The 20143-nt window shown below is 72.2% G+C and carries 18 protein-coding genes and 1 pseudogene; 9 read left to right on the top strand and 10 right to left on the bottom strand.

The features are described from left to right. The first annotated feature begins 119 nt into the window (after window positions 1-119). The 4 genes from J7E97_RS10665 (at window position 120) to J7E97_RS10650 (ending at window position 5331) form a co-directional block, all read left to right on the top strand. Window positions 120-2036 (top strand): ABC transporter ATP-binding protein, encoded by a 1917-nt coding sequence (locus J7E97_RS10665; RefSeq protein WP_215024900.1) that lies wholly within the window; start codon window positions 120-122, stop codon window positions 2034-2036. Window positions 2037-2424: 388 nt separating this feature from the next. Next, window positions 2425-3639: an acyl-CoA dehydrogenase gene (locus J7E97_RS36810; RefSeq protein WP_215024898.1), complete on the top strand. Its 1215-nt coding sequence runs from the start codon at window positions 2425-2427 to the stop codon at window positions 3637-3639. Between the two features lie 105 nt (window positions 3640-3744). Beyond that, on the top strand, window positions 3745-4203 hold the full coding sequence (locus J7E97_RS10655) for an Rrf2 family transcriptional regulator (protein WP_215024895.1): 459 nt from the start codon (window positions 3745-3747) through the stop codon (window positions 4201-4203). A 213-nt stretch (window positions 4204-4416) separates the two neighbouring features. Continuing rightward, window positions 4417-5331 carry an NAD(P)-dependent oxidoreductase gene (locus J7E97_RS10650; protein ID WP_251054218.1) on the top strand — a complete coding sequence of 305 codons (915 nt, stop codon included), beginning with the start codon at window positions 4417-4419 and terminating at the stop codon, window positions 5329-5331. Between the two features lie 90 nt (window positions 5332-5421). On the opposite strand, the gene J7E97_RS10645 is transcribed toward J7E97_RS10650, so the two are convergent. Continuing rightward, window positions 5422-6186 carry a FadR/GntR family transcriptional regulator gene (locus tag J7E97_RS10645; RefSeq protein WP_251054217.1) on the bottom strand — a complete coding sequence of 255 codons (765 nt, stop codon included), beginning with the start codon at window positions 6184-6186 and terminating at the stop codon, window positions 5422-5424. A 166-nt stretch (window positions 6187-6352) separates the two neighbouring features. On the opposite strand from J7E97_RS10645, the gene J7E97_RS10640 reads away from it, so the two are divergent. Next, complete coding sequence (locus tag J7E97_RS10640; protein ID WP_215024954.1) at window positions 6353-6847, top strand: gluconokinase; 495 nt, start codon at window positions 6353-6355, stop codon at window positions 6845-6847. Window positions 6848-6959: 112 nt separating this feature from the next. Continuing rightward, window positions 6960-8357, top strand: coding sequence for a gluconate:H+ symporter (locus J7E97_RS10635; RefSeq protein ID WP_215024889.1), 1398 nt, complete (start codon window positions 6960-6962; stop codon window positions 8355-8357). Here J7E97_RS10635 and J7E97_RS10630 read toward each other — a convergent pair. The 6 genes and pseudogenes from J7E97_RS10630 to J7E97_RS35685 all read right to left on the bottom strand — a co-directional run bounded on the left by J7E97_RS10630 (window position 8305) and on the right by J7E97_RS35685 (window position 13454). Further along, window positions 8305-8589 carry a hypothetical protein gene (locus tag J7E97_RS10630; RefSeq protein ID WP_215024886.1) on the bottom strand — a complete coding sequence of 95 codons (285 nt, stop codon included), beginning with the start codon at window positions 8587-8589 and terminating at the stop codon, window positions 8305-8307. The two genes, J7E97_RS10635 and J7E97_RS10630, sit on opposite strands and share 53 nt — an antisense overlap. Then, the gene (locus tag J7E97_RS10625) at window positions 8586-9764 is read right to left on the bottom strand and encodes a hypothetical protein (RefSeq protein WP_215024883.1); all 1179 of its coding nucleotides are present in this window, start codon (window positions 9762-9764) and stop codon (window positions 8586-8588) included. Before J7E97_RS10625 ends, J7E97_RS10630 begins: the two co-directional genes overlap by 4 nt. A gap of 344 nt (window positions 9765-10108) precedes the next feature. Then, a complete protein-coding gene (locus J7E97_RS10620; protein WP_215024880.1) occupies window positions 10109-10672 on the bottom strand; it encodes a protein phosphatase in 564 nt (187 codons plus the stop codon). 40 nt (window positions 10673-10712) lie between these two features. Beyond that, window positions 10713-11645: a hypothetical protein gene (locus J7E97_RS10615; RefSeq protein WP_215024877.1), complete on the bottom strand. Its 933-nt coding sequence runs from the start codon at window positions 11643-11645 to the stop codon at window positions 10713-10715. Between the two features lie 145 nt (window positions 11646-11790). Next, window positions 11791-12811 (bottom strand): annotated as a pseudogene (locus J7E97_RS10610) (agmatine deiminase family protein); the annotation flags it as partial. Between the two features lie 130 nt (window positions 12812-12941). Beyond that, the gene (locus J7E97_RS35685; protein ID WP_251054227.1) at window positions 12942-13454 is read right to left on the bottom strand and encodes a malectin domain-containing carbohydrate-binding protein; all 513 of its coding nucleotides are present in this window, start codon (window positions 13452-13454) and stop codon (window positions 12942-12944) included. Window positions 13455-13712: 258 nt separating this feature from the next. On the opposite strand from J7E97_RS35685, the gene J7E97_RS10600 reads away from it, so the two are divergent. The 3 genes from J7E97_RS10600 to J7E97_RS10590 all read left to right on the top strand — a co-directional run bounded on the left by J7E97_RS10600 (window position 13713) and on the right by J7E97_RS10590 (window position 18099). After that, on the top strand, window positions 13713-15200 hold the full coding sequence (locus tag J7E97_RS10600; RefSeq protein ID WP_215024871.1) for an MFS transporter: 1488 nt from the start codon (window positions 13713-13715) through the stop codon (window positions 15198-15200). A 71-nt stretch (window positions 15201-15271) separates the two neighbouring features. Further along, window positions 15272-16375, top strand: coding sequence for a DUF6629 family protein (locus J7E97_RS36805; protein WP_308346454.1), 1104 nt, complete (start codon window positions 15272-15274; stop codon window positions 16373-16375). A 62-nt stretch (window positions 16376-16437) separates the two neighbouring features. Further along, window positions 16438-18099: a GMC oxidoreductase gene (locus J7E97_RS10590; RefSeq protein ID WP_215024868.1), complete on the top strand. Its 1662-nt coding sequence runs from the start codon at window positions 16438-16440 to the stop codon at window positions 18097-18099. Between the two features lie 121 nt (window positions 18100-18220). Here J7E97_RS10590 and J7E97_RS10585 read toward each other — a convergent pair whose 3' ends face one another. The 3 genes from J7E97_RS10585 to J7E97_RS36800 all read right to left on the bottom strand — a co-directional run bounded on the left by J7E97_RS10585 (window position 18221) and on the right by J7E97_RS36800 (window position 20081). Continuing rightward, window positions 18221-18700 carry a carboxymuconolactone decarboxylase family protein gene (locus tag J7E97_RS10585; protein WP_215024865.1) on the bottom strand — a complete coding sequence of 160 codons (480 nt, stop codon included), beginning with the start codon at window positions 18698-18700 and terminating at the stop codon, window positions 18221-18223. Then, entirely contained in the window at window positions 18697-19779 is a 1083-nt protein-coding gene (locus J7E97_RS10580; RefSeq protein WP_215024862.1) for a dihydrodipicolinate reductase, read from the bottom strand. Before J7E97_RS10580 ends, J7E97_RS10585 begins: the two co-directional genes overlap by 4 nt. 65 nt (window positions 19780-19844) lie before the next feature. Continuing rightward, window positions 19845-20081 carry a DUF6126 family protein gene (locus tag J7E97_RS36800; protein WP_308346453.1) on the bottom strand — a complete coding sequence of 79 codons (237 nt, stop codon included), beginning with the start codon at window positions 20079-20081 and terminating at the stop codon, window positions 19845-19847. Window positions 20082-20143 lie beyond the last annotated feature (62 nt).

Here is a 20143-nt window from a genome sequence, read left to right as displayed (position 1 = left end):
GCGGTGGCCGAATCTATCGCACGCGGTGCCGTCGGACGAGCGGGAGTTGGTCACGCATCGGGGTGAGAGGCGCCTCTCTCCTTGACCTCGACTTTGGTTGAGGTCGTACGGTTCGGGTCATGGACATGGAAGTCACCGCCTGGACCTCGCTCCACAGCGCGATCAACGCCCAGCAGGAGCGGCGCCCGCTCTCGCGGGCGAGCTTGCGCCGGATCGCCTCCTTCGCCCTCCCGCACCGCCGCGGGCTCACGCTGTTCCTGCTGCTCAGCGTGGTGACCGCCTTGCTTGCGGTGGCCACTCCGGTGCTCGCGAGCCGCGTGGTCACGGCGATCGTCGAGGGCCGGGAGAGCGGCACCGTCACCCGCCTCGCCCTGCTCATCGCTCTGATCGCGGTCGCGGAGGCGGCCCTCGGACTGCTCATCCGACGGCTGTCGGCCACGCTCGGCGAGGGGCTGATCCTGGACCTGCGCACGGCGGTCTTCGACCACGTGCAGCGGATGCCGGTGGCGTTCTTCACCCGGACCCGTACGGGTGCGCTCGTGAGCCGCCTGAACAACGACGTGATCGGCGCGCAACGGGCCTTCAGCAACACCCTGTCGGGTGTCGTGGCCAATACCGTGACCCTGCTGCTGACGCTGACCGTGATGCTGGGCATCTCCTGGCAGATCACGCTGCTGGCCCTCGCGCTCCTGCCGGTGTTCGTGCTGCCGGCCCGCCGGATGGGCGCGAAGATGGCCTCGATGCAGCGGGAGGCCTCGGCGCTGAACGCGTCGATGGGCACGCAGATGACGGAACGGTTCTCCGCGCCGGGCGCGACGCTGGTGAAGCTGTTCGGGCGGCCGGCCGACGAGTCGGCCGAGTTCGCGGCGCGGGCGGCCCGGGTACGGGACATCGGGATCCGCACGGCCATGGCCCAGTCGGCTTTCATCACCGCCCTGACGCTGGTCTCGGCGCTGGCCCTGGCGCTCGTCTACGGCCTGGGCGGCTACTACGCCCTGCGCGGCACCCTGGACGCGGGGTCCGTCGTCGCCCTCGCCCTGCTCCTGACGCGGCTGTACGCGCCGCTGACCGCACTCGCCGGGGCGCGGGTCGAGGTGATGAGCGCCATGGTGAGCTTCGAGCGGGTCTTCGAGATCCTCGACCTGAAGCCGCTGATCTCCCAGAAGCCGGACGCCCGGCGGGTCCCTGACGGTCCGGTGACGGTGGAGTTCGACGGGGTGTCCTTCGGGTACCCGTCACCCGACAAGGTCTCGCTCGCCTCCCTGGAGGAGGTCGCGACCCTCGATGCCCGCGGCGGCACGCAGGTGCTTCACGAGGTGTCCTTCCGTGCCGAGCCCGGACAGATGATCGCCCTGGTCGGCTCGTCCGGCGCCGGCAAGTCGACGATCGCGCAGCTGCTGCCCCGGCTGTACGACGCCGACGCGGGCGCGGTCCGGCTCGGCGGGATCGACGTACGGGACCTCACCGCCGACTCCATCCGCGAAACCCTGGGCATGGTCACGCAGGACGGCCACCTCTTCCACGAGTCGGTACGGGCCAACCTGCTGCTGGCCCGCCCCGACGCGGCGGAGGAGGACATCTGGGAGGCCTTGCGCCGCTCGCGCCTCGACGGCCTCGTGGCTTCCCTGCCGGACGGTCTCGACACGGTCGTCGGCGAGCGCGGCTACCGGCTGTCGGGCGGAGAGCGCCAGCGGCTGACCATCGCCCGGCTGCTGCTGGCCAGGCAGCGGGTGGTGATTCTGGACGAGGCCACCGCCCATCTGGACTCCACCTCGGAGGCCGCGGTCCAGGAGGCCCTCGGCGAGGCCCTCTCGGGCCGGACCGCCGTGGTGATCGCCCACCGGCTCTCCACGGTCCAGGCCGCGGACCTGATCCTGGTGGTCGAGGAGGGCCGGATCGTGGAACGCGGCACTCACAGCGAGCTGTTGGCGGTGGGCGGACGGTACGAGGAGCTGTACCGCACCCAGTTCGCGCCGGCCGCCACGCCGCGCGCGGACACCGTCCCGGGCGGCGCGACGACCGTGTCCGGCGGATGATGGCGCGTCGCTACCGGTGATCGGGCACGTAGAGCCGAAGCCGGCAGGGATGCGCGCCGTACGGTTTGAGGCGGCCGATGCGCCACACACCGTCGCCGCGGCGACCCGCTACCACCCCCGCGAGCGGACCCGGTCGGCGATCTGACGCCACGTCATCTTCCATTGCAAGACCGAACCGTCCACCATTCGGTCGCACCCTTGTCGGGAAAGCCGGTTCGGGCAAAGATTCCTATCAATCCGATGGGGAAGGTGGGGATTCGGTGGAGCAGCCGGGCGACACCTCCCAACAACGTTGCGGAGTACCCGACATGACCGCCGCCATCCCCCCTGGGACCGCCGTCCGCCTCCGCCCAGCTCCCGCGCCGCGCGGTGGCATCCGGGTCTGCCAGTGACGCCCGCGGCGACCACACCGAGCACCGCCGGCCGCCGGTCCACCGACGAGCAGCGCCGCGCAGCACTCCTGCGTACGGCCCGCGACGTGGCGGACGACCTCGCCGCGGACGCCATCGCCCGTGACCGGGCGGGCAGGCCGCCGACCGACGAAGCGGCCCGGCTCCGCGAGGCCGGGCTGCTCGCGGCCCTCACCCCGCCCGGGCCGGGCCGCGGGGCGGACTGGCGTACCGGCTGCTCCGTCGTACGGAAGATCGCCGCGGCGGACAGCTCCGTCGGCGACGTACTCGCCCGCCACTACGTACACACGTGGAGCGGACGCTTCTACGCGAGCCACCACCACGCGACCGCCCTCGAAGAGGAGTCGGTGCGCGAGCAGTGGCTGTGGACCGGCGCGCTCCGCGCTGCCGCACCCGACGACGACACCGACGGGCCGGACCTCACACTGAGACCGCGCGGCACCGGCCACGTACTGAACGGGCGCCGGTTCGTGGACACGGCGGTGGCCGTCGCCCACCAGATCGTGGTCGACGCCGTCTGCGCCGTGACCGGTGACGTTCTGGTCGTACGGATCCCGTCCGGCGTGCCGGGCATGACCGTCGAACCCGCCCACGACCGCCTCGGACAGCGCGTCGTCGGCGCGGGCGAGGTGGTCCTCGACCGGGTCACCGTCACCCCCGAGCAGGTGCTGGGCCGCCGGCCGCACGACGAGGAGTCGACGTCACCCTTCACCGCGCTCGCCGAGCCGGTGCTCCGGCTCGCCCTGTGCCACGTCGGCCTCGGCATCGTCGAGGGCGCCCTCACCGAGGCACGCGACCTCAGCAGAGGCGGCCACGCGTACCGGCTGTCCGGCGCGGACCCGGACCTCTTCCTGACGTACGGGGAACTCGCCTCGGCCGCCCAAACCGCCACCGCCGTGGTCTGCCGGGCGACGGAGGTGACGGCGCAGGCCCTCGACGCAGGCGCGCAGCTCGACGCCGAGGATCCCGCGGGCGTCGCCGCCCTGGTCGCCACGGCCGAGACGGTGACCTCGAAGGCCGCCCTGCACGTCACCGCGCGGGTGCTGGAACTCGCCGACGCCCCCGGCCTGGAGCGCTTCTGGCGCAACGCCCGCGTCCTGACGGCCCACCACCCTGCCGCGCACCGCCTGCGCTCCATCGGCGAGCACTACCTCAACGGCTCGCACCGCGCCGTGGCGGCGGCCTTCCACTGACGGCCGGACCCCTCCGTCGCCGGCCACCCGGCTCCTGCCCGGCGGCCGGCGGCCCGCCCCGCCTCCCGCGACGGACGCCCCGACGGCATGAGGGATGATGTCCGCATGCGGATCTCAGCCAGGGCGGACTACGCGGTACGTGCCGCGCTGCAGCTCGCCGCGTCACAGGATGACGACCCGGTGAAGGCCGAAGCCATCGCCGAGGCCCAGGACATCCCGCACAAGTTCCTCGAAGGCATCTTGAACGACATGCGCCGGGGCGGCCTCGTGCTCAGCCAGCGCGGCGGCAACGGCGGCTACCGGCTGGCCAAGCCCGCCCGGTCCATCAGCATCGCGGACGTCATCCGCGTCGTGGACGGACCACTCGTCTCGGTGCGCGGAGTCCGCCCCCCGGACCTGTCCTACACGGGCCCCGCCCAGGCGCTCCTCCCCCTGTGGATCGCCCTGCGGGCCAACGTGCGCGAGATCCTCGACGGAGTGACGCTGGCCGACGTCGCCTCGTCCGACCTGCCCGCTGACGTGTCGGCGCTGGCCGAGGCCCCTGACGCCTGGACCAATCCCTGACCCGTCGAAGCCGAGCTCATCGAAAGGCCCGGACTCGCCGGCATCCACGACCTGTCGCTCCTCACCACCCTGATCCCCCCACTCAACCCTCGGCCCCGGCAAGGGCCTTCCGGGGCCGAGCGCAAGGTCGTCCGCGCACGCCGTGAGCCGAAGCAGCGGGCCCGCCGGATCCGGACCCGGTGTCCCCGGGCGGGGTGATCGCCCCGCCCGGCCATGGAGACTGTTCCCGCAGACGCACCTGAGGGACGATCGAGAGTGAGTGACGCCGTGAGCACTGTCGCACTGCTGGGAACCGGAATCATGGGATCGGGCATGGCCCGGAACCTGCTCCGGGCCGGCCACGAGGTCAGGGTATGGAACCGGACCCGGGAGAAGGCCGCGGCGCTGGCCGCCGACGGCGCCGTGGTCGCCGACGCGCCCGCCGAGGCGGTGGCCGGGGCCGACGTGGTGCTCACCATGCTGGCCGACGGCCCGGCGGTGGCGCGGGCCATGGCGGCGGCCGTGGAGGGCCTGACCGCCGGTCAAGTATGGGCGCAGATGGGTACGGTCGGCGTGACCGCGCTCGACGAACTGGCCGCTTTCGCGGGCGAGCACGGGCTGGTCTTCGTCGACGCCCCGGTGCAGGGCACCCGTCAGCCGGCCGAGGCCGGAACCCTCGTGGTGCTCGCCTCCGGCCCGGCCGACCCCCGCCTGGATCCGGTGTTCGCGGCCATCGGCAGCAAGGTGCTGCGGGCCGGGGACGAACCGGGCGCGGCGACACGGCTGAAGCTGGCCACAGTCGGGTACGCGATCACCGTGACGGCGGCGGTCGGCGAGGCCCTGGCGCTGGCCGAGGGTCTCGGGGTGGATACGGACCTCTTCGCGCAGGCCCTGACCGGCGGTCCGATGGACAACCCCTACCTTCAAGCCAAGATGCGGGCCGTGCTGGAAAGGGACTTCGCGCCGAGCTTCACGGTCCGGGGCGCCGAGAAGGACACCGGTCTGATCTCCGAAGCCGCCGAGGAGGCCGGGGTGCGGGTCGACCTGGCGGTCGCCGCGCGGGCGCGCTTCCACCGCGCCGACGCCCTGGGCCACGGCGACGCGGACATGGCCGCCGGCTACTTCGCGGGTTTCCCCGAGCAGCCCTGACCCGGGATCCGACCTGGTGCCGGGCCGGGTACCGACCCGGGTCCTGATCCCACGCCCGGGGGGTTCTCGGAGGGGTTTCGGTCGGCGGCGCTACGGGGCGAGCACGTCCAACTCCTCCAGGGCGCCCACCGCGATCTGCCGCGTCAGCGCCTCCGCACGGGCCGCGTCCCCCTCCCGTACCGCCTCGGCCACCCGCACGTGCAGGGTGACGGCGGCCGGGTCGGGGTCGTGGTACATCACCGCGTGCTGGGTGCGGCCGGTCAGCACCTCGGCCACGACGTCGCCCAGCCGCGCGAACATCTCGTTGCCGGAGGCGTTGAGCACGATCCGGTGGAAGGCGATGTCGTGGTGGAGGTACCCGTCGAGCTGATGGCCGCGCGAGGTACGGACCATGCCGAGGGCCGCCTCCGTGAGCTCGGCACACTGCTCCGGGGTGGCCCGGGCGGCCGCCAGCCCGGCCGCGACCGGCTCGATGGCGGAACGCAGCACGGTCAGGGAACGCAGCTGGCGCGGCCGGTCGGTGCCGGCGAGGCGCCAGCGGATGACGCGCGGGTCGTAGACGTTCCACTCCTCCGTGGGGCGGACGGTGACTCCGACCCGGCGGCGGGACTCGACCAGATGCATCGACTCCAGGACGCGTACGACTTCGCGGACCACGGTGCGGGAGGCGCCGAAGCGCTCGGCGATCTCATCGGTGCGCAGAACACTGCCGGGCGGGTGCTCCCCGGCGGTGATCGCGAGGCCGAGGGTGTCGAGCACGCGCGCATGGAGCCCCTGACCCTGGCCTCCGCGGCCGGCCTGGTCGCTGTCCGTGCCATCCGGGATGTCCGGGGCGTCCGGGCCTTCTGTGGTCATGGGCGTAAGCGTACGGTGACCCCCGGGCGGACAAAAGATGTGATGTTTTAGCCAGGACTCTTGAATACGTACTACGTAATGGGTTTCAGTGGTGCCAGGCGCCGGACGGGCCGATGTCGACGAGGACAGCGAGACGAGGTGCGCGGTGAAACGCGTCATTGTGGTGATGGGCGTGGCCGGGACAGGCAAGACGACCGTGGGCCGGCTGCTCGCCGACGCGCTCGCCCTGCCCTATGCGGAGGGTGACGCCTTCCACCCGGCGGCCAACGTCGCCAAGATGTCCACCGGCACGCCCCTGGACGACACCGACCGGTGGCCCTGGCTGGACGCCATCGGGGAATGGATGCGCAGTCGGGCCGGGCGCAGTGGCGGGGTCGTCGCCGCCTCCGCGCTCAAGCGCGTCTACCGGGACCGGCTGCGCGCCGCCTCGCCCGCCACCGTATTCGTCCACCTCACCGGCGAACGGCCGCTGATCGAGGAGCGGATGGCGGCGCGCAAGGGGCACTTCATGCCCACCACGCTGCTCGATTCGCAGTTCGACGCGCTGGAGCCGCTCCAGGCGGACGAGCTCGGCGTACGCGTCGACGTGTCCGGAACCCCGGAGGAGATCACCGCACGGGCACTGGTCGCCCTGCGCGGCCTCCCGGCAGCGGCGTCGTAGACCGCTCGGCCGCGCGCAGCCCCGTGGGCCCGTGGGCCCGTAGGCCCGTAGGCCCGTAGGCCCGACCGTTCCACCCCACACACCCGAGAACGAGAACGAAGGAACCGTCACCGTGACCAGTCTCAGCGTCGAGACTCTGGCAGCGGCCGCCGCCGAACCGATCACTTCGGCCGGCAACGCCCAGCTGGGCGTCGCCGTCCTCGCGGGCATCGCCGTCATCGTCCTGCTCATCACCCGCCTCAAGCTGCACGCCTTCCTGGCGCTGACGCTCGGCTCGCTCGCCCTCGGAGTGCTGGCGGGCGCGCCGTTGGCCAAGACCGTCGCCAGCTTCACGGCCGGGCTCGGCTCGACCGTCGCGGGCGTCGGCGTACTGATCGCGCTGGGCGCGATACTCGGAAAGCTGCTGGCCGACTCCGGCGGCGCGGACGAGATCGTCGACACGATCCTGGCCCGCGCCAAGGGCCGGGCCATGCCGTGGGCCACGGTGCTCATCGCGTCGGTGATCGGGCTGCCGCTCTTCTTCGAGGTCGGCATCGTGCTGCTGATCCCGGTGGTCCTGCTGGTGGCCAAGCGCGGCAACTACTCACTCATGCGGATCGGCATCCCGGCCCTCGCCGGCCTGTCGGTGATGCACGGGCTGATCCCGCCGCACCCCGGTCCACTGGTCGCCGTCGACGCGCTCCACGCCAACCTGGGGGTCACCCTCGCGCTCGGCGTCGTGGTCGCCCTACCCACCGTCGTGATCGCCGGCCCGCTCTTCGCCCGGTACGCCGCCCGCTGGGTGGACATCCCGGCGCCCGAGCACATGGTCCCGCAGCGCCCCTCCCAGGAGCTGGAGCACCGGCCCCGCTTCGGGGCGACGGTCTTCACCGTGCTGCTGCCGGTGGCCCTGATGCTGATCAAGGCGCTGGTCGACATCGTCGTCAACGACCCGGCCGACTCCTTCCAGCGGGTCACCGACATCGCCGGCTCCCCGCTGATCGCACTGCTCGCGGCGGTGCTGGTCGGCATGTTCACCCTCGGCCGGGCGGCCGGCTTCACCAAGGCGCGGATCTCGGTGACGGTGGAGAAGTCGCTGGCCCCGATCGCGGGCATCCTGCTGATCGTGGGCGCGGGCGGCGGTTTCAAGCAGACGCTGATCGACGTGGGCATGGGCCAGATGGTCATGGACCTGTCGAAGAACTGGGCGATCCCGGCCCTCCTGCTCGCTTGGCTCATCGCCGTGGCCATCCGTCTGGCGACGGGCTCGGCGACGGTCGCCACGATCTCGGCGGCCGGCCTGGTGGCCCCGCTCGCGGCGGGCATGTCCACGACGGAGACCGCCCTGCTGGTCCTGGCCATCGGATCGGGTTCGCTGTTCTTCAGCCACGTCAACGACGCCGGCTTCTGGCTGGTCAAGGAGTACTTCGGCATGACGGTAGGACAGACCCTCAAGACATGGTCGGTGATGGAGACCATCATCTCGGTCGTCGGCCTGGGCTTCGTCCTGCTCCTTTCCCTGCTCCTCTAGTGCTGCGGCCGGGAGGTTTGCCGACGAGTTGGGCCGCGGCGAGGTCGAGGCCGCCCGCCGCGGTCGTGCAGCGGTCGGCCAGGGTGGTCACCTCCGCGCGGAAGGCATCGGCCCGCGGGCCCTGCCAGCGCAGGTCGCCCGCGGCGCGGCGGAGCCGCTCGGCGTGCGAGCGCAGGGCGGCCGAGTGGGCGCGCAGGCCGTCGGCCGGGGCGGTGACGGGAAGGTCCCTCACAGCGCCCTCCCCGGGAGGAGGACGTCGGGGCGGCCCGGCACGCCCGTGAGGTGGGTGGCGGTGACCCGGCCCCGGAAGGCGGCCAGGGCGGCGAGGTCGGGCTCGGACTCGGGGTGGCAGCAGAGTCGGGCGGCCGGGTAGACGGTGGTGAACTCCCTGCTCAGGGAGAGTCGTTCGGCTGCGAGGGCGCCCGGGCCGCGGCCGACCAGAGCCAGTTCGGTGCCGGAGGGCACGAGGCGGCGTACGGTCGCGGCCACCGTGCGGACGTACACCACGTAGGGCTCGTACGCCTCGTCGGCATCGTACGCGTCGTGGGCCTCGTGCGAGGCTTCCACGCGGCCCGGATCCCTTGGTGGGCCGGCGAGTTGGACCACGCACCGCTCGGTCCCGTCGGCCCCGGTGACCAGCTGGAGCAGGACAGCTCCCCCGGCCGTGGCGATCAGGCCGGCGTTGCGCAGGTATCCGGCCGGGGTGCCGGTGGTGTCCGGCTCCGCGAGGAGGCCGGTCTCCGGCTCAGCGCAGGCGGGGCCGCGGTCGAAGAAGGCCAGGAAGGCGGCGCCCAGCCCGAGGAGCGGTTCGGCGGCCATGGCCCGGCCCGTGGCGACCTGCCAGCCGGCGTGGTCGTTGAAGGGGTTGTCGTCGGTCAGCGCGTTCCAGGCCAGGATGTCGGCGAAGGACGGGTTCAGCAGCGCGAAGGCCGGTCCGGCGCCCTGCCTGCGCACGAGGTCGCGGAACTCCCGCACCGCGTCCGCCTGCCGGTCGTCCTCGACGGCCCGGAGGACCACGGCCGCGTCCGGATCCTCCTTCAGGCCCGGGTTGCACGTGTTCGCGACCCGGATCCGGCCCTTGAGCCCGCACACGGCGAGGCTGACGGCGAGGTTCTCCCGGCCCGCGAAGACCCCGGCCAGCCAGCCGGCTCGCGCCACGCCCCTGCCCCGGGGGGCCCAGCCGAGTCCGGCGGGGTCGGTGAGGGCGCGCAGCAGTGTGCGCCAGGCCGCGCGGCGGCGGCTGCCGAAGCCCAGGGCGGTGAACGGCAGTCGGGAGCCGAGGGCCAGTCGGGAGGCGTAGCCGGCGGCTTCGCCGACGGCGTCGGCGGCCTCGGCCAGCTTCCGGCACAGAGCGCCCAGCTGGTCGGCGTCCGGGTCGGTGGACTCGGAGGTCGCGGCGTCGGACATGGATTCCTCGTGGGGTCGAGTGGGCCGGGTGGGCCGGCGGAATGCTCAGGATGATGTCGCGGGGCTTCAGGGTCGGCGGTTCGGCTTCCGGGGGTTCAGGTCAGCCGGCTGCTCCCCGGGGCAGCGCCCTCCGGCACGGCTGAACGGAGCCATCCGGATGCCGGCGTCCGCCTCGCGGAAAGCCCAGCTGCCCTTAACCCGGGCCCCGGGCCCGAGTCCGTCGAGGGTGGTCCCGTGGACCGTACGCATCCGTGTACCTCCGCGCAGCCGGGACCAGACGGTCGGTGATCTCGCGCTCACCGTACGTCGGCCATCGCGGGTCCGCGCTTCGGGGACCGTCGCGGCTACGGGAGCGGATCGGGCTCGGACGCGGGGTCGGCGTCGAGGTCGACGAGCAGGGCGGCGGCGTCCAGTCCGGTGGCGAGGAAGGCGGTGAAGGTCCCGTTGTGCAAGGCCCGGGGCGAGCGCTTGTGGCGGACGAGGCCGATGGCGGCGTCCGGCGCGAGGCCGATGGCGGCGTCCGGCGCGAGGCCGATGGCGGCGAGGCATTGGGCGACGACGAGGCCGGACCGGTTGTAACCGGAATGGCAGCGGACGAGGATCGTCCGTCCGGAGTCGAGCGCGGCACGGGCCGCGCCCGCGAGCCGTTGGACGGTACGGAGCTGCGCGCCCGTGAGCGGAGCGTCGGGCATCTCCGCGACCAGGTGTTCCACATGCGGGTCGGGGCCGTGGCCCGGTCGGGTGAAGAGGCTGATCGCGAGGTCGAACTCGGCGCCGACGACGACCGGCCACAGCTCCCCGGCCGGGCCGGTCCAGAGGTGGCCGCCCATCCAGAGGCCGGGGACGATCTCGTCCCACGGACTCTGCGGACCGGGCACGTCGCGGTCCCGCCGACGGGTTCTCCTCATGACCCGCCGAGAATACGACAGCCTTCCCAAGGAGGGCAGTTCAGGTGAAGACCGCATCGCGGAAGGCTGTGCGGAGCGAGTCCGACGGAGCCGTCGGCACGAGGGCGGCCCAGCGCTGTCGGCGGGGGGAGATCCAGACGGCGGGGCCTTCGCCGTGGGACCAGGCTCCCTGCGGGGCCGGATGCCAGAGGAGGCCCCGGGCAGGGATGAGCTCGCCGGTGCGGATGCGCAGCGATTCGGCGGTCCACGCGCGGCTGACGGGCCCGTCCGCCGCCGGTGCGAGGAGGTGGCTCAGGAAACGGGCGAGGTCGGCGATGGGCGCGCGCAGGGTTCCGTCGGCGGCGAAGCGGGTCCGGGTCATGCCGAGCGGGCCCCAGATCCGGTCCGCGGCGAATCCGGCGAGGGGGCTGCCGCACAGCCGCTCGGCGAGGGCGGTGAGCCCGGCGAGGGCGGACGACGGCCCGCCGCCGTGGGTGAGCAGGTGGTGGGCGGTGGTTCCGGCGGGCAGGCCGTCGCCGGCCCCGTACGCGGTGAGAGGGGTGTGCAGGCTCAGCTCCCCCGCGTCCACGAGGATCCCGATGACGGGCCAGACGGCCAGCACGGCCGTCAGCCCGCCGACATCGAGCGCACCGGCCGGGGCCGGACCTCCGGTCCCCGTTCCCGGCTCTGCCTCGGCCCCCACTCCGGCCTCGGCCCCCACTCCGGCCTCGGCCTCGGCCTTGGCCTTGGCCTTGGCTCCGGCTCCGGCTCCGGCCTCAACCATCGCGTCCGGCCCGCCCGGGCCGCCCGGACCACCGACCGCCCAGGCGGCCCCGGGATCGATGTCCCGCACCATCGCCCGGATCCGGTCGGTGTCCTCGTGCGGACCGTACGGCCCGGCCGGTACGTGGGGCCCGGTCGGCTCGGCCGGTGCCTGGGGCGCGGTCGGTTCGCTCTGCTCGGCCTGCCCGGCCCGGTCGCTCTGGAGCGTCATGGTCAGCCACGGTACGACGCCTCCCGCGCCCTCCCCCGCGCGTCGCGCGGGCCGGTCGCCGGCCGCCACCCGATTGCCCCGCGCCCATTCAGCCGGGCTCCAGGCGGCGCCTTCAGGCCGAGGCGCCGTCAGGACGCAGACGTCGTCAGGCCGCAGGCTGGCCCGGCTGATCGTGGGTCGAGCAGTGGATGCCGCCGCCGCCCGAGGCAATCGTGTCGATGGCGACCGGTACGACCTCCCGCTCGGGGAAGTGCTCCCGCAGAATGCCGCGGGCCCGGTCGTCGGCTTGACGGTCCCCGAACAGCGGCATGAAGACGGCGCCGTTGGCCACGTAGATGTTGGCGTAGGTCGCCACGAAGTCGTCTCCCCTGCCCGTGATCCTGTCCAGGTCGGGCTGCGGAAGGTCGATGATCTCGAAGCGGCGGCCGCGGGCGTCGGTCGCCTTCGACAGGACGGACTTGGCCTGGTCGGCGGAGCGCGACCAGGAGTCCGGCGGGGTTCCCGGGTGCGCGCGGTCCAGCAGGACGACCCGGGGCGCGGTGAACCGTACGAGGCTGTCCACGTGGGCGTCCGTGATGTCCTCACCGCGCACGCCGGCCAGCCACACGACCTTCTCGACGCCCAGGGTCTGCTTGAGCTCCGCCTCGATCACGTCCCGGTTCTTGCCGCGGTTGCGGCTGTCGTTGACGATCGAGCTCTCGGCGATCAGCAGGGTGCCCTCGCCGTCGGTCTCGAAGGAGCCGCCCTCGGCGACCAGCGGAGCCTGGTTCCGGGGGATCCCGTACTTCTGGAGCAGGGTGCGACCGACCGCCCCGTCGTTCTTGTGCTCCTGCTTGTCGCCCCAGCCGTTGAAGTTCAAGTCGACGCCGGTGACCTTGCCGCCCTCCTCGACGAAGACGGGGACGGTGTCCCGGGCCCACAGGTCGTCGACGGTCAGCGGGATGACCTCGACCTGGGAGCCGACGGCCCGCCGCGCCGCGTCCACCTGCTCGGGCCGGGCCATCATCACGACCGCCTCGTACTCTCCGACGGCCCGGGCGATCCTCGCGATGTCCTCGCGTACGGAACGCAGGTCTTCCTCCCAGATCGCGTCCAGCGCGGGCCAGGCCATGAAGGTGCGGGTGTGGCTCCCACTCGGCTCCCAGCCGGCGCTCGCCGGGGTCGGCCGCGGGGATTCAGTCAAGCCGTCGGGGCTTTCCCGCGCTCCCCGCGCCGCCCCCTCCGGTGCTGCCGTGCGGAACCGGCACGCGGAAGGGCGGGGCGCCCGAAGGCACCCCGCCCCGGATCACCGCCGGGTCAGCTCTTGTCCGGGCGGTCCGTGACGCGCAGGGTGTTCAGCAGGGGTTTGCCGTAGCCGCTGTGCGTGACGAAGCGGACGTTGAGGGCCCCGTCCGTGACCGTGACCGTGTATGTGCGGGTCAAGGCCGTGTACGCGCCCGCCTCGAGGGAGATGTCCAGGGACGGCAGCACTTGGGTGCCTTCCGCCAGGACGTCGAAGACGCGCTTGTTCGGCTTGGTGGAGGAGAGCTCCGCGAAGCCCAGTTCCACGGTGTAGGTGCCGTTCGGGACGTTGTCGAATCGGTACTCGTACGCGCGGCCGTGAGGTCGGCGGCGCTGTCGAGGTAGACCCAGAAGACGGCCTTCGCGGAACCGTCGAGCTGGGCGCGCAGACTCGGTTCGATCTTCCGCTCGGCCGCTCCGGGCCCGGGGGTGGGGCCGGGGTCCGGGGCGGCCGCGGCGAGGCCCGCGCCGAGGGGGAGGAGCACGGTCGCGCCGAGGGCTGCCAGCCCGGTGCGCAGGAATCGTCATCGCGATCTGGAAGATCGCCGGCTGTCGGTCCGTGCCACGTGGGGTCTCCTCGTACGCCGTGTGCAGGTCGTGCGGAAAGGGGTGTGCGTGACGTGCGCGGGTCATGCTGCGGGAGATGTCATGAGCAGTACAAGAGGGCCTAATGAGCCGATCCCCGCACCTGATCCCCGGGCCCGATCCCCACACCGGATCCCCGGACGCGATCCCCACACCCGCCCCCGGGTCGCCGTTCGGCGCCCCACGGTCCAGCCTGGTGGAATGACCGACCCCGCACTCCCGCCGCCGTCCCCCGGTGTGCGGCTCGGCACCGCGCGGGGCCGGTGGATCGTGCTGACCACCGTGCTCGGGTCTGCCATGGCGCTGCTCGACTCGACCGTGGTCAACGTCGCCCTCCCCCGCATCGGGCGGGACCTCCACGCCGATCTGGCCGTCCTGCAATGGACGGTCAACGCCTACCTGCTGACCCTCGCCGGACTGATCCTGGTCGGCGGGGCGCTCGGCGACCGGTTCGGGCGGCGACGGATCTTCGTGCTCGGGGTGGTGTGGTTCGCCGTGGGCTCGCTGCTGTGCGGGATCGCGCCGAACGCCGGGGTGCTCATCGGCGCCCGCGCCCTGCAGGGCATCGGCGGCGCCCTGCTGACACCCGGTTCGCTCGCCCTGATCCAGGGCTCGATCCACCCGGACGACCGGGCCCGCGCGGTGGGGCTGTGGTCGGGTTTCGGCGGGGTGGGCGCGGCCGTGGGGCCGTTCCTGGGCGGCTGGCTGGTGGACGGTCCGGGCTGGCGCTGGGTGTTCCTGCTGAACGTGCCGGTGGCCGCGCTGTGCGTTCCGGTCGCCCTGGGGCACGTACCGGAGTCGCGGGACCCACGGGCGCACGGGCGGTTCGACGTCGCCGGGGCCGTCCTCGGCGCGGCGGCGCTCGCCCTGCTCACCTACGCCCTGATCGAGGCCCGGTCCGGCTCCGCGCTCGTCCCGGCCGCGGCCGTCGGCGGTGTCCTGCTGGCCGGCGTCTTCGTCCGGGTCGAGCGGCGGCGGCCCGATCCGATGGTGCCGCCGGAGGTCTTCGCCTCGCGCCAGTTCACGGCCGTCAACTTGGTCACCCTGTGCGTGTACGCGGCCTTCGGCGGGTTCTTCTTCCTCGTCGTGCTCCAGCTCCAGGTGGTCTGCGGCTACTCCGCCCTCGCGTCCGGGGCCGCGCTGCTGCCCGCCACCGCCCTGATGCTGCTGCTGTCGGCCCGGTCCGCGGAGCTCGGCGAGCGGATCGGTCCGCGGATCCCGCTGACCGTGGGGCCGCTGCTGTGCGCGGCGGGGATGCTGCTGATGCTGCGGGTCGGCCCGGAGGCCTCGTACGTACGGGACGTGCTGCCGGCCCTGATCGTGATGGGCATGGGCATGGTGACCTTGGTGGCTCCACTGACGGCCGCCGTCCTGGCTTCGGTGGATCCCGGCCGGGCGGGTCTGGCCAGCGGCGTCAACAACGCCGCCGCGCGCGCCGCGGGGCTCCTCGCGGTGGCCGCCCTGCCGCTGCTGGCCGGGATGGGGCCGGAGGCGTACCTGTCGGCCGGCGCCTTCGACGCCGCGTTCGGGCGGGCGATGCCCTGGTGCGCGGGGGTGCTGGTGGCCGGAGCCGCCCTGGCGTGGGCGACCGTACGCTCGCCCGCTCCGGGGGCGTGCCACGCGCAGTGCCGTACCCACTGCGCGGTGACCGCCCCGCCGCTCGAACCCCCGGGAGCGGCGAAGCGGTGATCCGCGGACCGGCTGCCCCACAACACAGCAAGATATGCGCGGCATTTTCTTGTCCTCATCGAATTCTTCCATTGATCTGTGACGTGGTGGACGAGAAAGCCTCCGCTTTCCCGTGGTACGGGGAGGTCGCCATGTGCTGGAGCGCGACCGCCGATCTGACGGCGGGCACGGCCATCACCGCCGTCGGGATCGCCTGCCTGGTCCGCACGCGCCGGATCCGGGGCCTGCCCGTCGCCGCGCTGCCGCTGATCCTGGGTGCGCACCAGCTGGTCGAGGCCGCCGTCTGGCGCTCCGGCGGTGGCTGCGGCCCGGCCACCACCGCCTGGGCGGTGATCGCACTGCCGCTGCTGGCGGCGTGGGTGCCGCTGGGGGTGCTGCTCGCCGCCGCCCCCGCGTTCCGTCCCCGCCTGTGGTGGCCGGTGGCCTCGGGACTGGCCACCGGCGCATACCTCTCGTACTGCCTGGCGACGCGGCCGGTGAGCGCCGAAATCCGCAGCCACGTCCTCGGGTACGGAGTGCATGTTCCATGGATGGCGCCGACTCTTGCGGCCTATCTGTTCGCCACGCTCGGCTCCCTGTCGATGTCCGGTGACCGCCTGCTGCGCGTAATCGGCGCGCTCATGGCGGCCGGGGCGCTGGTCTGCGCGGTGCTGTGGAGGCTGGAATTCGCCTCCACCAGGTGCGCCTTCGGCGGCCGCCGCGGCCGCGCTGATCCTGGTCTGGACCGGCCGTCGCGAGGGTTCCCCTTGTGCACGCAAGACCCTCGCGCGGAGATCGCCGGGTCTGTAACACCGGTACGGGCGGCGAACAGACCGCTGGGTGAAGGTAAAAAGATTCCGGCACCGATCGTGGGCTCGCCTGCGGTTCGCCGCTTTTCGGCCTCCGCCTCCGTGGGACGCAGCCATGACGCGGTGGCTGGGTCCTCCAAGATCGCCGGTCGCCCGGCGCAGGACGTCCCTTCGCCCCGCGTTCGACTTCTGACGTGCCGGATTCGGCCGCGGGAGCACCGCCCGGCCCGTACGACCCCGCCCCCAGGGCCGTCACTCTCAAGCCATCGCCCGTCCACAGCCAGTCGCCGTTCCCAGCGCCCGATGGGACCTTCGCGGCCGCGGCGCGGACTCCGGAACGTCGCCCGTCAGGACCATGATCGGCGAAAGATACCCCGGCGTATCTAGTGACTTCACATGCACTCAGCAGTAGAACTCGTTCTCATTCAGCCTAGCGTGAGGAAGCTCACATGACCGATAAAGGCCTGCACAAAACAGGCTCCAACGGAGTCTCGCGTCGCGGTTTCCTGGGTAGAACTGGTTCCATTCTCGGCGCCATGGCCCTCGCGGGTCAGATCGCCCCGACCCAGGCACAGGCCGCTGCGGCCAGCGCGGCCGCGGCCGCCGCCGGACCCATCGACAACGGAGCCCACGTACCGGTCCTGGTGATCGGCACCGGGTACGGCGGCTCCGTCGCCGCCCTGCGGCTCGCCCAGGCCGGCGTGGACGTCCACATGATCGAGATGGGTATGGCCTGGGACACCCCCGGCTCGGACGGCAAGATCTTCTGCAACACGACCACCCCGGACTACCGCGCCTACTGGCTGCGCACCAGGACCAAGGCGCCCCTGAGCAACTTCCTGGGCTTCCCCATCGACAAGAACGTTCCGCGCTACACCGGCATCCTGGACGCCGAGGAAATGGGCGGGATCATCGTCTACCAGGGCCGCGGCGTCGGCGGCGGCTCGCTGGTCAACGGCGGCATGGCGGTCACCCCGAAGCGCTCGAACTTCGCCGCGGTCCTCCCGTCCGTGGACGCGGAGGAGATGTACGGAACCTACTACCCGCGCGCCAACGCGGGCCTCGGCGTCGGCCTGATCGACCCGGCCTGGTTCGACACCGTCGACTGCTACCAGTTCGCCCGGGTCGGCCGCAAGCACGCCCAGCGCTCCGGATTCCCCTTCGTCTTCGTCCCCGACGTGTACGACTGGGACTACATGAAGGCGGAGTCGGCCGGGACCGTCCCCAAGTCCGCCGTCGCCGGCGAGATCCTCTACGGCAACAACGCCGGCAAGAAGTCCCTCCAGCAGACCTACATCGCCCAGGCCAAGGCCACCGGCAAGGTCACCATCTCCCCCCTGCACAAGGTCACCTCGGTCTCCCAGTCCGCTGCCGGCGGGTACACGGTCGTCATCGACCAGATCAACACCACCGGCGACACGACCGGCACCAAGACCGTCCGCGCGGACAAGGTCTTCTTCGCGGCCGGCAGCGTCGGCACCAGCAAGCTGCTCGTCCGACTCAAGGCCACCGGCGCGCTGCCCCACCTCAACAACGAGATCGGCAAGGGCTGGGGCGACAACGGCAACGTCATGGTCGGCCGCGCCAACCACATGTGGGACGCGACCGGCAAGGTCCAGGCGTCCATCCCCTGTGGCGGCATCGACAACTGGGACGCGGGCGGCGCCTTCGCCGAGGTGGCTCCGCTGCCGACCGGCATCGAGACGTACGCCTCGTTCTACCTGTCGATCACGAAGAACCCGAACCGCGCGGAGTTCACGTACAACGCGGCCTCGGGCGCGGTCGAGCTGAACTGGCAGACGGCCTGGAAGCAGCCGTCCATCGACATGGCCAAGACCATCTTCGACAAGATCAACTCCAAGGAGGGGACGATCTACCGGACCGACCTCTTCGGCACCAACAAGATCTGGGGCGACCACCTCACCTACCACCCGCTCGGCGGCGCGATCCTGAACAAGGCCACCGACAACTACGGCCGCCTGCACGGGTACACCGGCCTGTACGTCATCGACGGCGCGCTCATCCCCGGCAACACCAGCGTCAACCCGTTCGTCACCATCACCGCCCTCGCCGAGCGCAACATCGAGAAGATCATCGCCACCGACCTGTAGCACGGCCGAGTACGTCGGCAAAGGCCCGGGGCCGTCGGATCCACCGACGGCCCCGGACCCGTGTCCGCGCGTCGCGCGTCCTTTTTTCGTGTCCGCGTGTCCGCTTCGCCTCTGCCCGGACTCAGTGGCCCGGGAGCACGCACACGCTGTCGAGACCGAGCACGTGGTTGAGGCGGCCGAAGGCCAGCCACGACCCGATGCTCATCGTCAGCTCCACGATCTCCACCTGGCTGTAGCACGCCGTCATCCGCTCCCAGAACTCCTCGTCCAGACCGTGGTGGTCGAGGCAGTACCGCTCGGCGTACTCCGCCGCCAGCCGGGTGCGCTCGTCGAAGCGGTCCGTGGTGCGCCACTCGGTGACGGCCTCGGGAAACGCGTCCTCGACCTTCTCCCCGTCCCGGTCCGTCCGCCAGTCCAGGCAGAAGACGCACCCGTTGATCTGCGCCACGCGCAGCCGCGCGGCCTCGAACTCCCGCAGGCCCAAGGTGGTGTGGGCGTACACCGACAGGGAGAAGTTGGCTGCGGCCATGCCGATGCCGGGTACCAGGTCGCCCCACACGTACTCGATGGGGTGCTGGCCTTCGGGCACGTCGATCCTCATGGCTGTTTCCTTCCGAGTTTGCCGATGGCGGGGCGCAGGGGGACGTCCAGGGCGTCGTAGAGCCCCGGTTCGGCGGCCACCAGCCAGTCGATGGCACCGACCAGCCGGCCGACGGCGGTGGCGTTCCCGCCCGCGGAGCGGTTCTCGCCCTCGTCCGTGGCCTCGATGGTGACCTCTATGCGCGGGCGGCCCTCGATGACGACCCGGTGCGCCCCGTCCCCTCCGTCGGGCGGGGAGGGCCAGTCGGGGGCGCAGGAGCCGTGGATGCGGGTGACGTGCTCGATGACGATGCGCGGTTCGCCCTCCACGATGCCCTGCACCTCGAAGCGGATGGCGCCCTGCGTACCGGCCTCGAACGCGCCCATCGTCCGTGTGGTGACGGTGGTGTCGAGGGCGCGGCGGTCCACCGTCTCGCGGATGTCCTCGAGTTCGACCCCGAGCGCGCGGGCCATCATCCGTATCTGACCGCCCCACACCATGGTCGGGACGGAGGGCATGAGCATCATCGGCTCGAAGTCCATGGGCTGGCCCATGCCGACGAGGAGGCGGACCGAGTCCGGCTGGTCGTAGGTGGAGTAGTCGAATATCTCCTGGCAGCGGATGACGTCGATCCTGGTGCCGAGTCCGCTGAGCAGGAGCGGGAGCACGTCGTTGCCCCAGCCGGGGTCGACGCCCGAGCCGAAGAACGAGCCGCCGCCCTCCGCGATGGCGGCGGTCACCGGATCGAGGAACTCCGGCGGTGCGCTGCGGTGGTCGTAGAGGGGATAGAGGGCGGGGCTGACGACGACCGCCCCGGAGCGGATCGCCCGCGTGATGTCGGCGAGTGCGTCGTCGGGGCGGATGTCGCCCGAAGCCGCGTACACGACGGCCTGCGGACGGGCGGCGAGCACCGCCTCGATGTCGTCGGTGGCCCGAACCCCGACTCGGTGGTCCAGTTGGCCGAGTTCACCGGCGTCGCGGCCGACCTTGTCGGGAGCGTGGACGATGACTGCGGCCAGTTTCAGCGCCGGATGGGCTTCTACGGCACGGATGGCCAAACGGCCGACGTTGCCGGTACCCCAGACAACCGTGGAAATCATGCGCGGAGGGTAACTTCAAGACTTGCAGGTTCCTAGAGCCGCGAACGGAAACTTCGAGCCCGGCCTCACTGGTTCTTTCCGCCGAGGACGAAGAGCAAGTAGACGAAGAAGGCGAAGAGATGGCCTACGAACAAGTAGGCAATGAGCCGGATGACCAGACCGCGCGGGAACTTCGACTCCAAGCGCCGCCGGACGCCCTCGGACGCCGCCGCCTCCGCGGGCTGAACCTCCGTGGCTCCGGAGGGCTGGGTCTGCGCGGCCGGGGCTTGCGGCGCCTGGGGCTGCTGCTCCGTCTGGGACATGGGTGGGGACTCTCCTCTGCTTTCGGTCGGGGCGGCTTACGGGGGCGCCGCTTCGGCCGTCT

It is taken from the genome of Streptomyces sp. ISL-66, assembly GCF_018614135.1.
Lineage (GTDB): Bacteria > Actinomycetota > Actinomycetes > Streptomycetales > Streptomycetaceae > Streptomyces.
The sequence above is the reverse complement of the archived record's forward strand: the minus strand, read 5'-3'. Positions and strand labels throughout refer to the sequence as shown.

Bases quoted from the DNA above. Each gene is read 5' to 3' on its own strand.
- J7E97_RS35685 (WP_251054227.1), bottom strand. From the start codon at position 13,454: ATGACGATTCCTGCGCACCGGGCTGGCAGCCCTCGGCGCGACCGTGCT.
- J7E97_RS10620 (WP_215024880.1), bottom strand. From the start codon at position 10,672: ATGAGGAGAACCCGTCGGCGGGACCGCGACGTGCCCGGTCCGCAGAGT.
- J7E97_RS10640 (WP_215024954.1), top strand. From the start codon at position 6,353: ATGGGCGTGGCCGGGACAGGCAAGACGACCGTGGGCCGGCTGCTCGCC.
- J7E97_RS10600 (WP_215024871.1), top strand. From the start codon at position 13,713: ATGACCGACCCCGCACTCCCGCCGCCGTCCCCCGGTGTGCGGCTCGGC.
- J7E97_RS10580 (WP_215024862.1), bottom strand. From the start codon at position 19,779: ATGATTTCCACGGTTGTCTGGGGTACCGGCAACGTCGGCCGTTTGGCC.
- J7E97_RS10585 (WP_215024865.1), bottom strand. From the start codon at position 18,700: ATGAGGATCGACGTGCCCGAAGGCCAGCACCCCATCGAGTACGTGTGG.
- J7E97_RS10625 (WP_215024883.1), bottom strand. From the start codon at position 9,764: ATGTCCGACGCCGCGACCTCCGAGTCCACCGACCCGGACGCCGACCAG.
- J7E97_RS36800 (WP_308346453.1), bottom strand. From the start codon at position 20,081: ATGTCCCAGACGGAGCAGCAGCCCCAGGCGCCGCAAGCCCCGGCCGCG.
- J7E97_RS10650 (WP_251054218.1), top strand. From the start codon at position 4,417: ATGGAGACTGTTCCCGCAGACGCACCTGAGGGACGATCGAGAGTGAGT.
- J7E97_RS10645 (WP_251054217.1), bottom strand. From the start codon at position 6,186: ATGACCACAGAAGGCCCGGACGCCCCGGACATCCCGGATGGCACGGAC.
- J7E97_RS10615 (WP_215024877.1), bottom strand. From the start codon at position 11,645: ATGACGCTCCAGAGCGACCGGGCCGGGCAGGCCGAGCAGAGCGAACCG.
- J7E97_RS10655 (WP_215024895.1), top strand. From the start codon at position 3,745: ATGCGGATCTCAGCCAGGGCGGACTACGCGGTACGTGCCGCGCTGCAG.
- J7E97_RS10590 (WP_215024868.1), top strand. From the start codon at position 16,438: ATGACCGATAAAGGCCTGCACAAAACAGGCTCCAACGGAGTCTCGCGT.
- J7E97_RS10665 (WP_215024900.1), top strand. From the start codon at position 120: ATGGACATGGAAGTCACCGCCTGGACCTCGCTCCACAGCGCGATCAAC.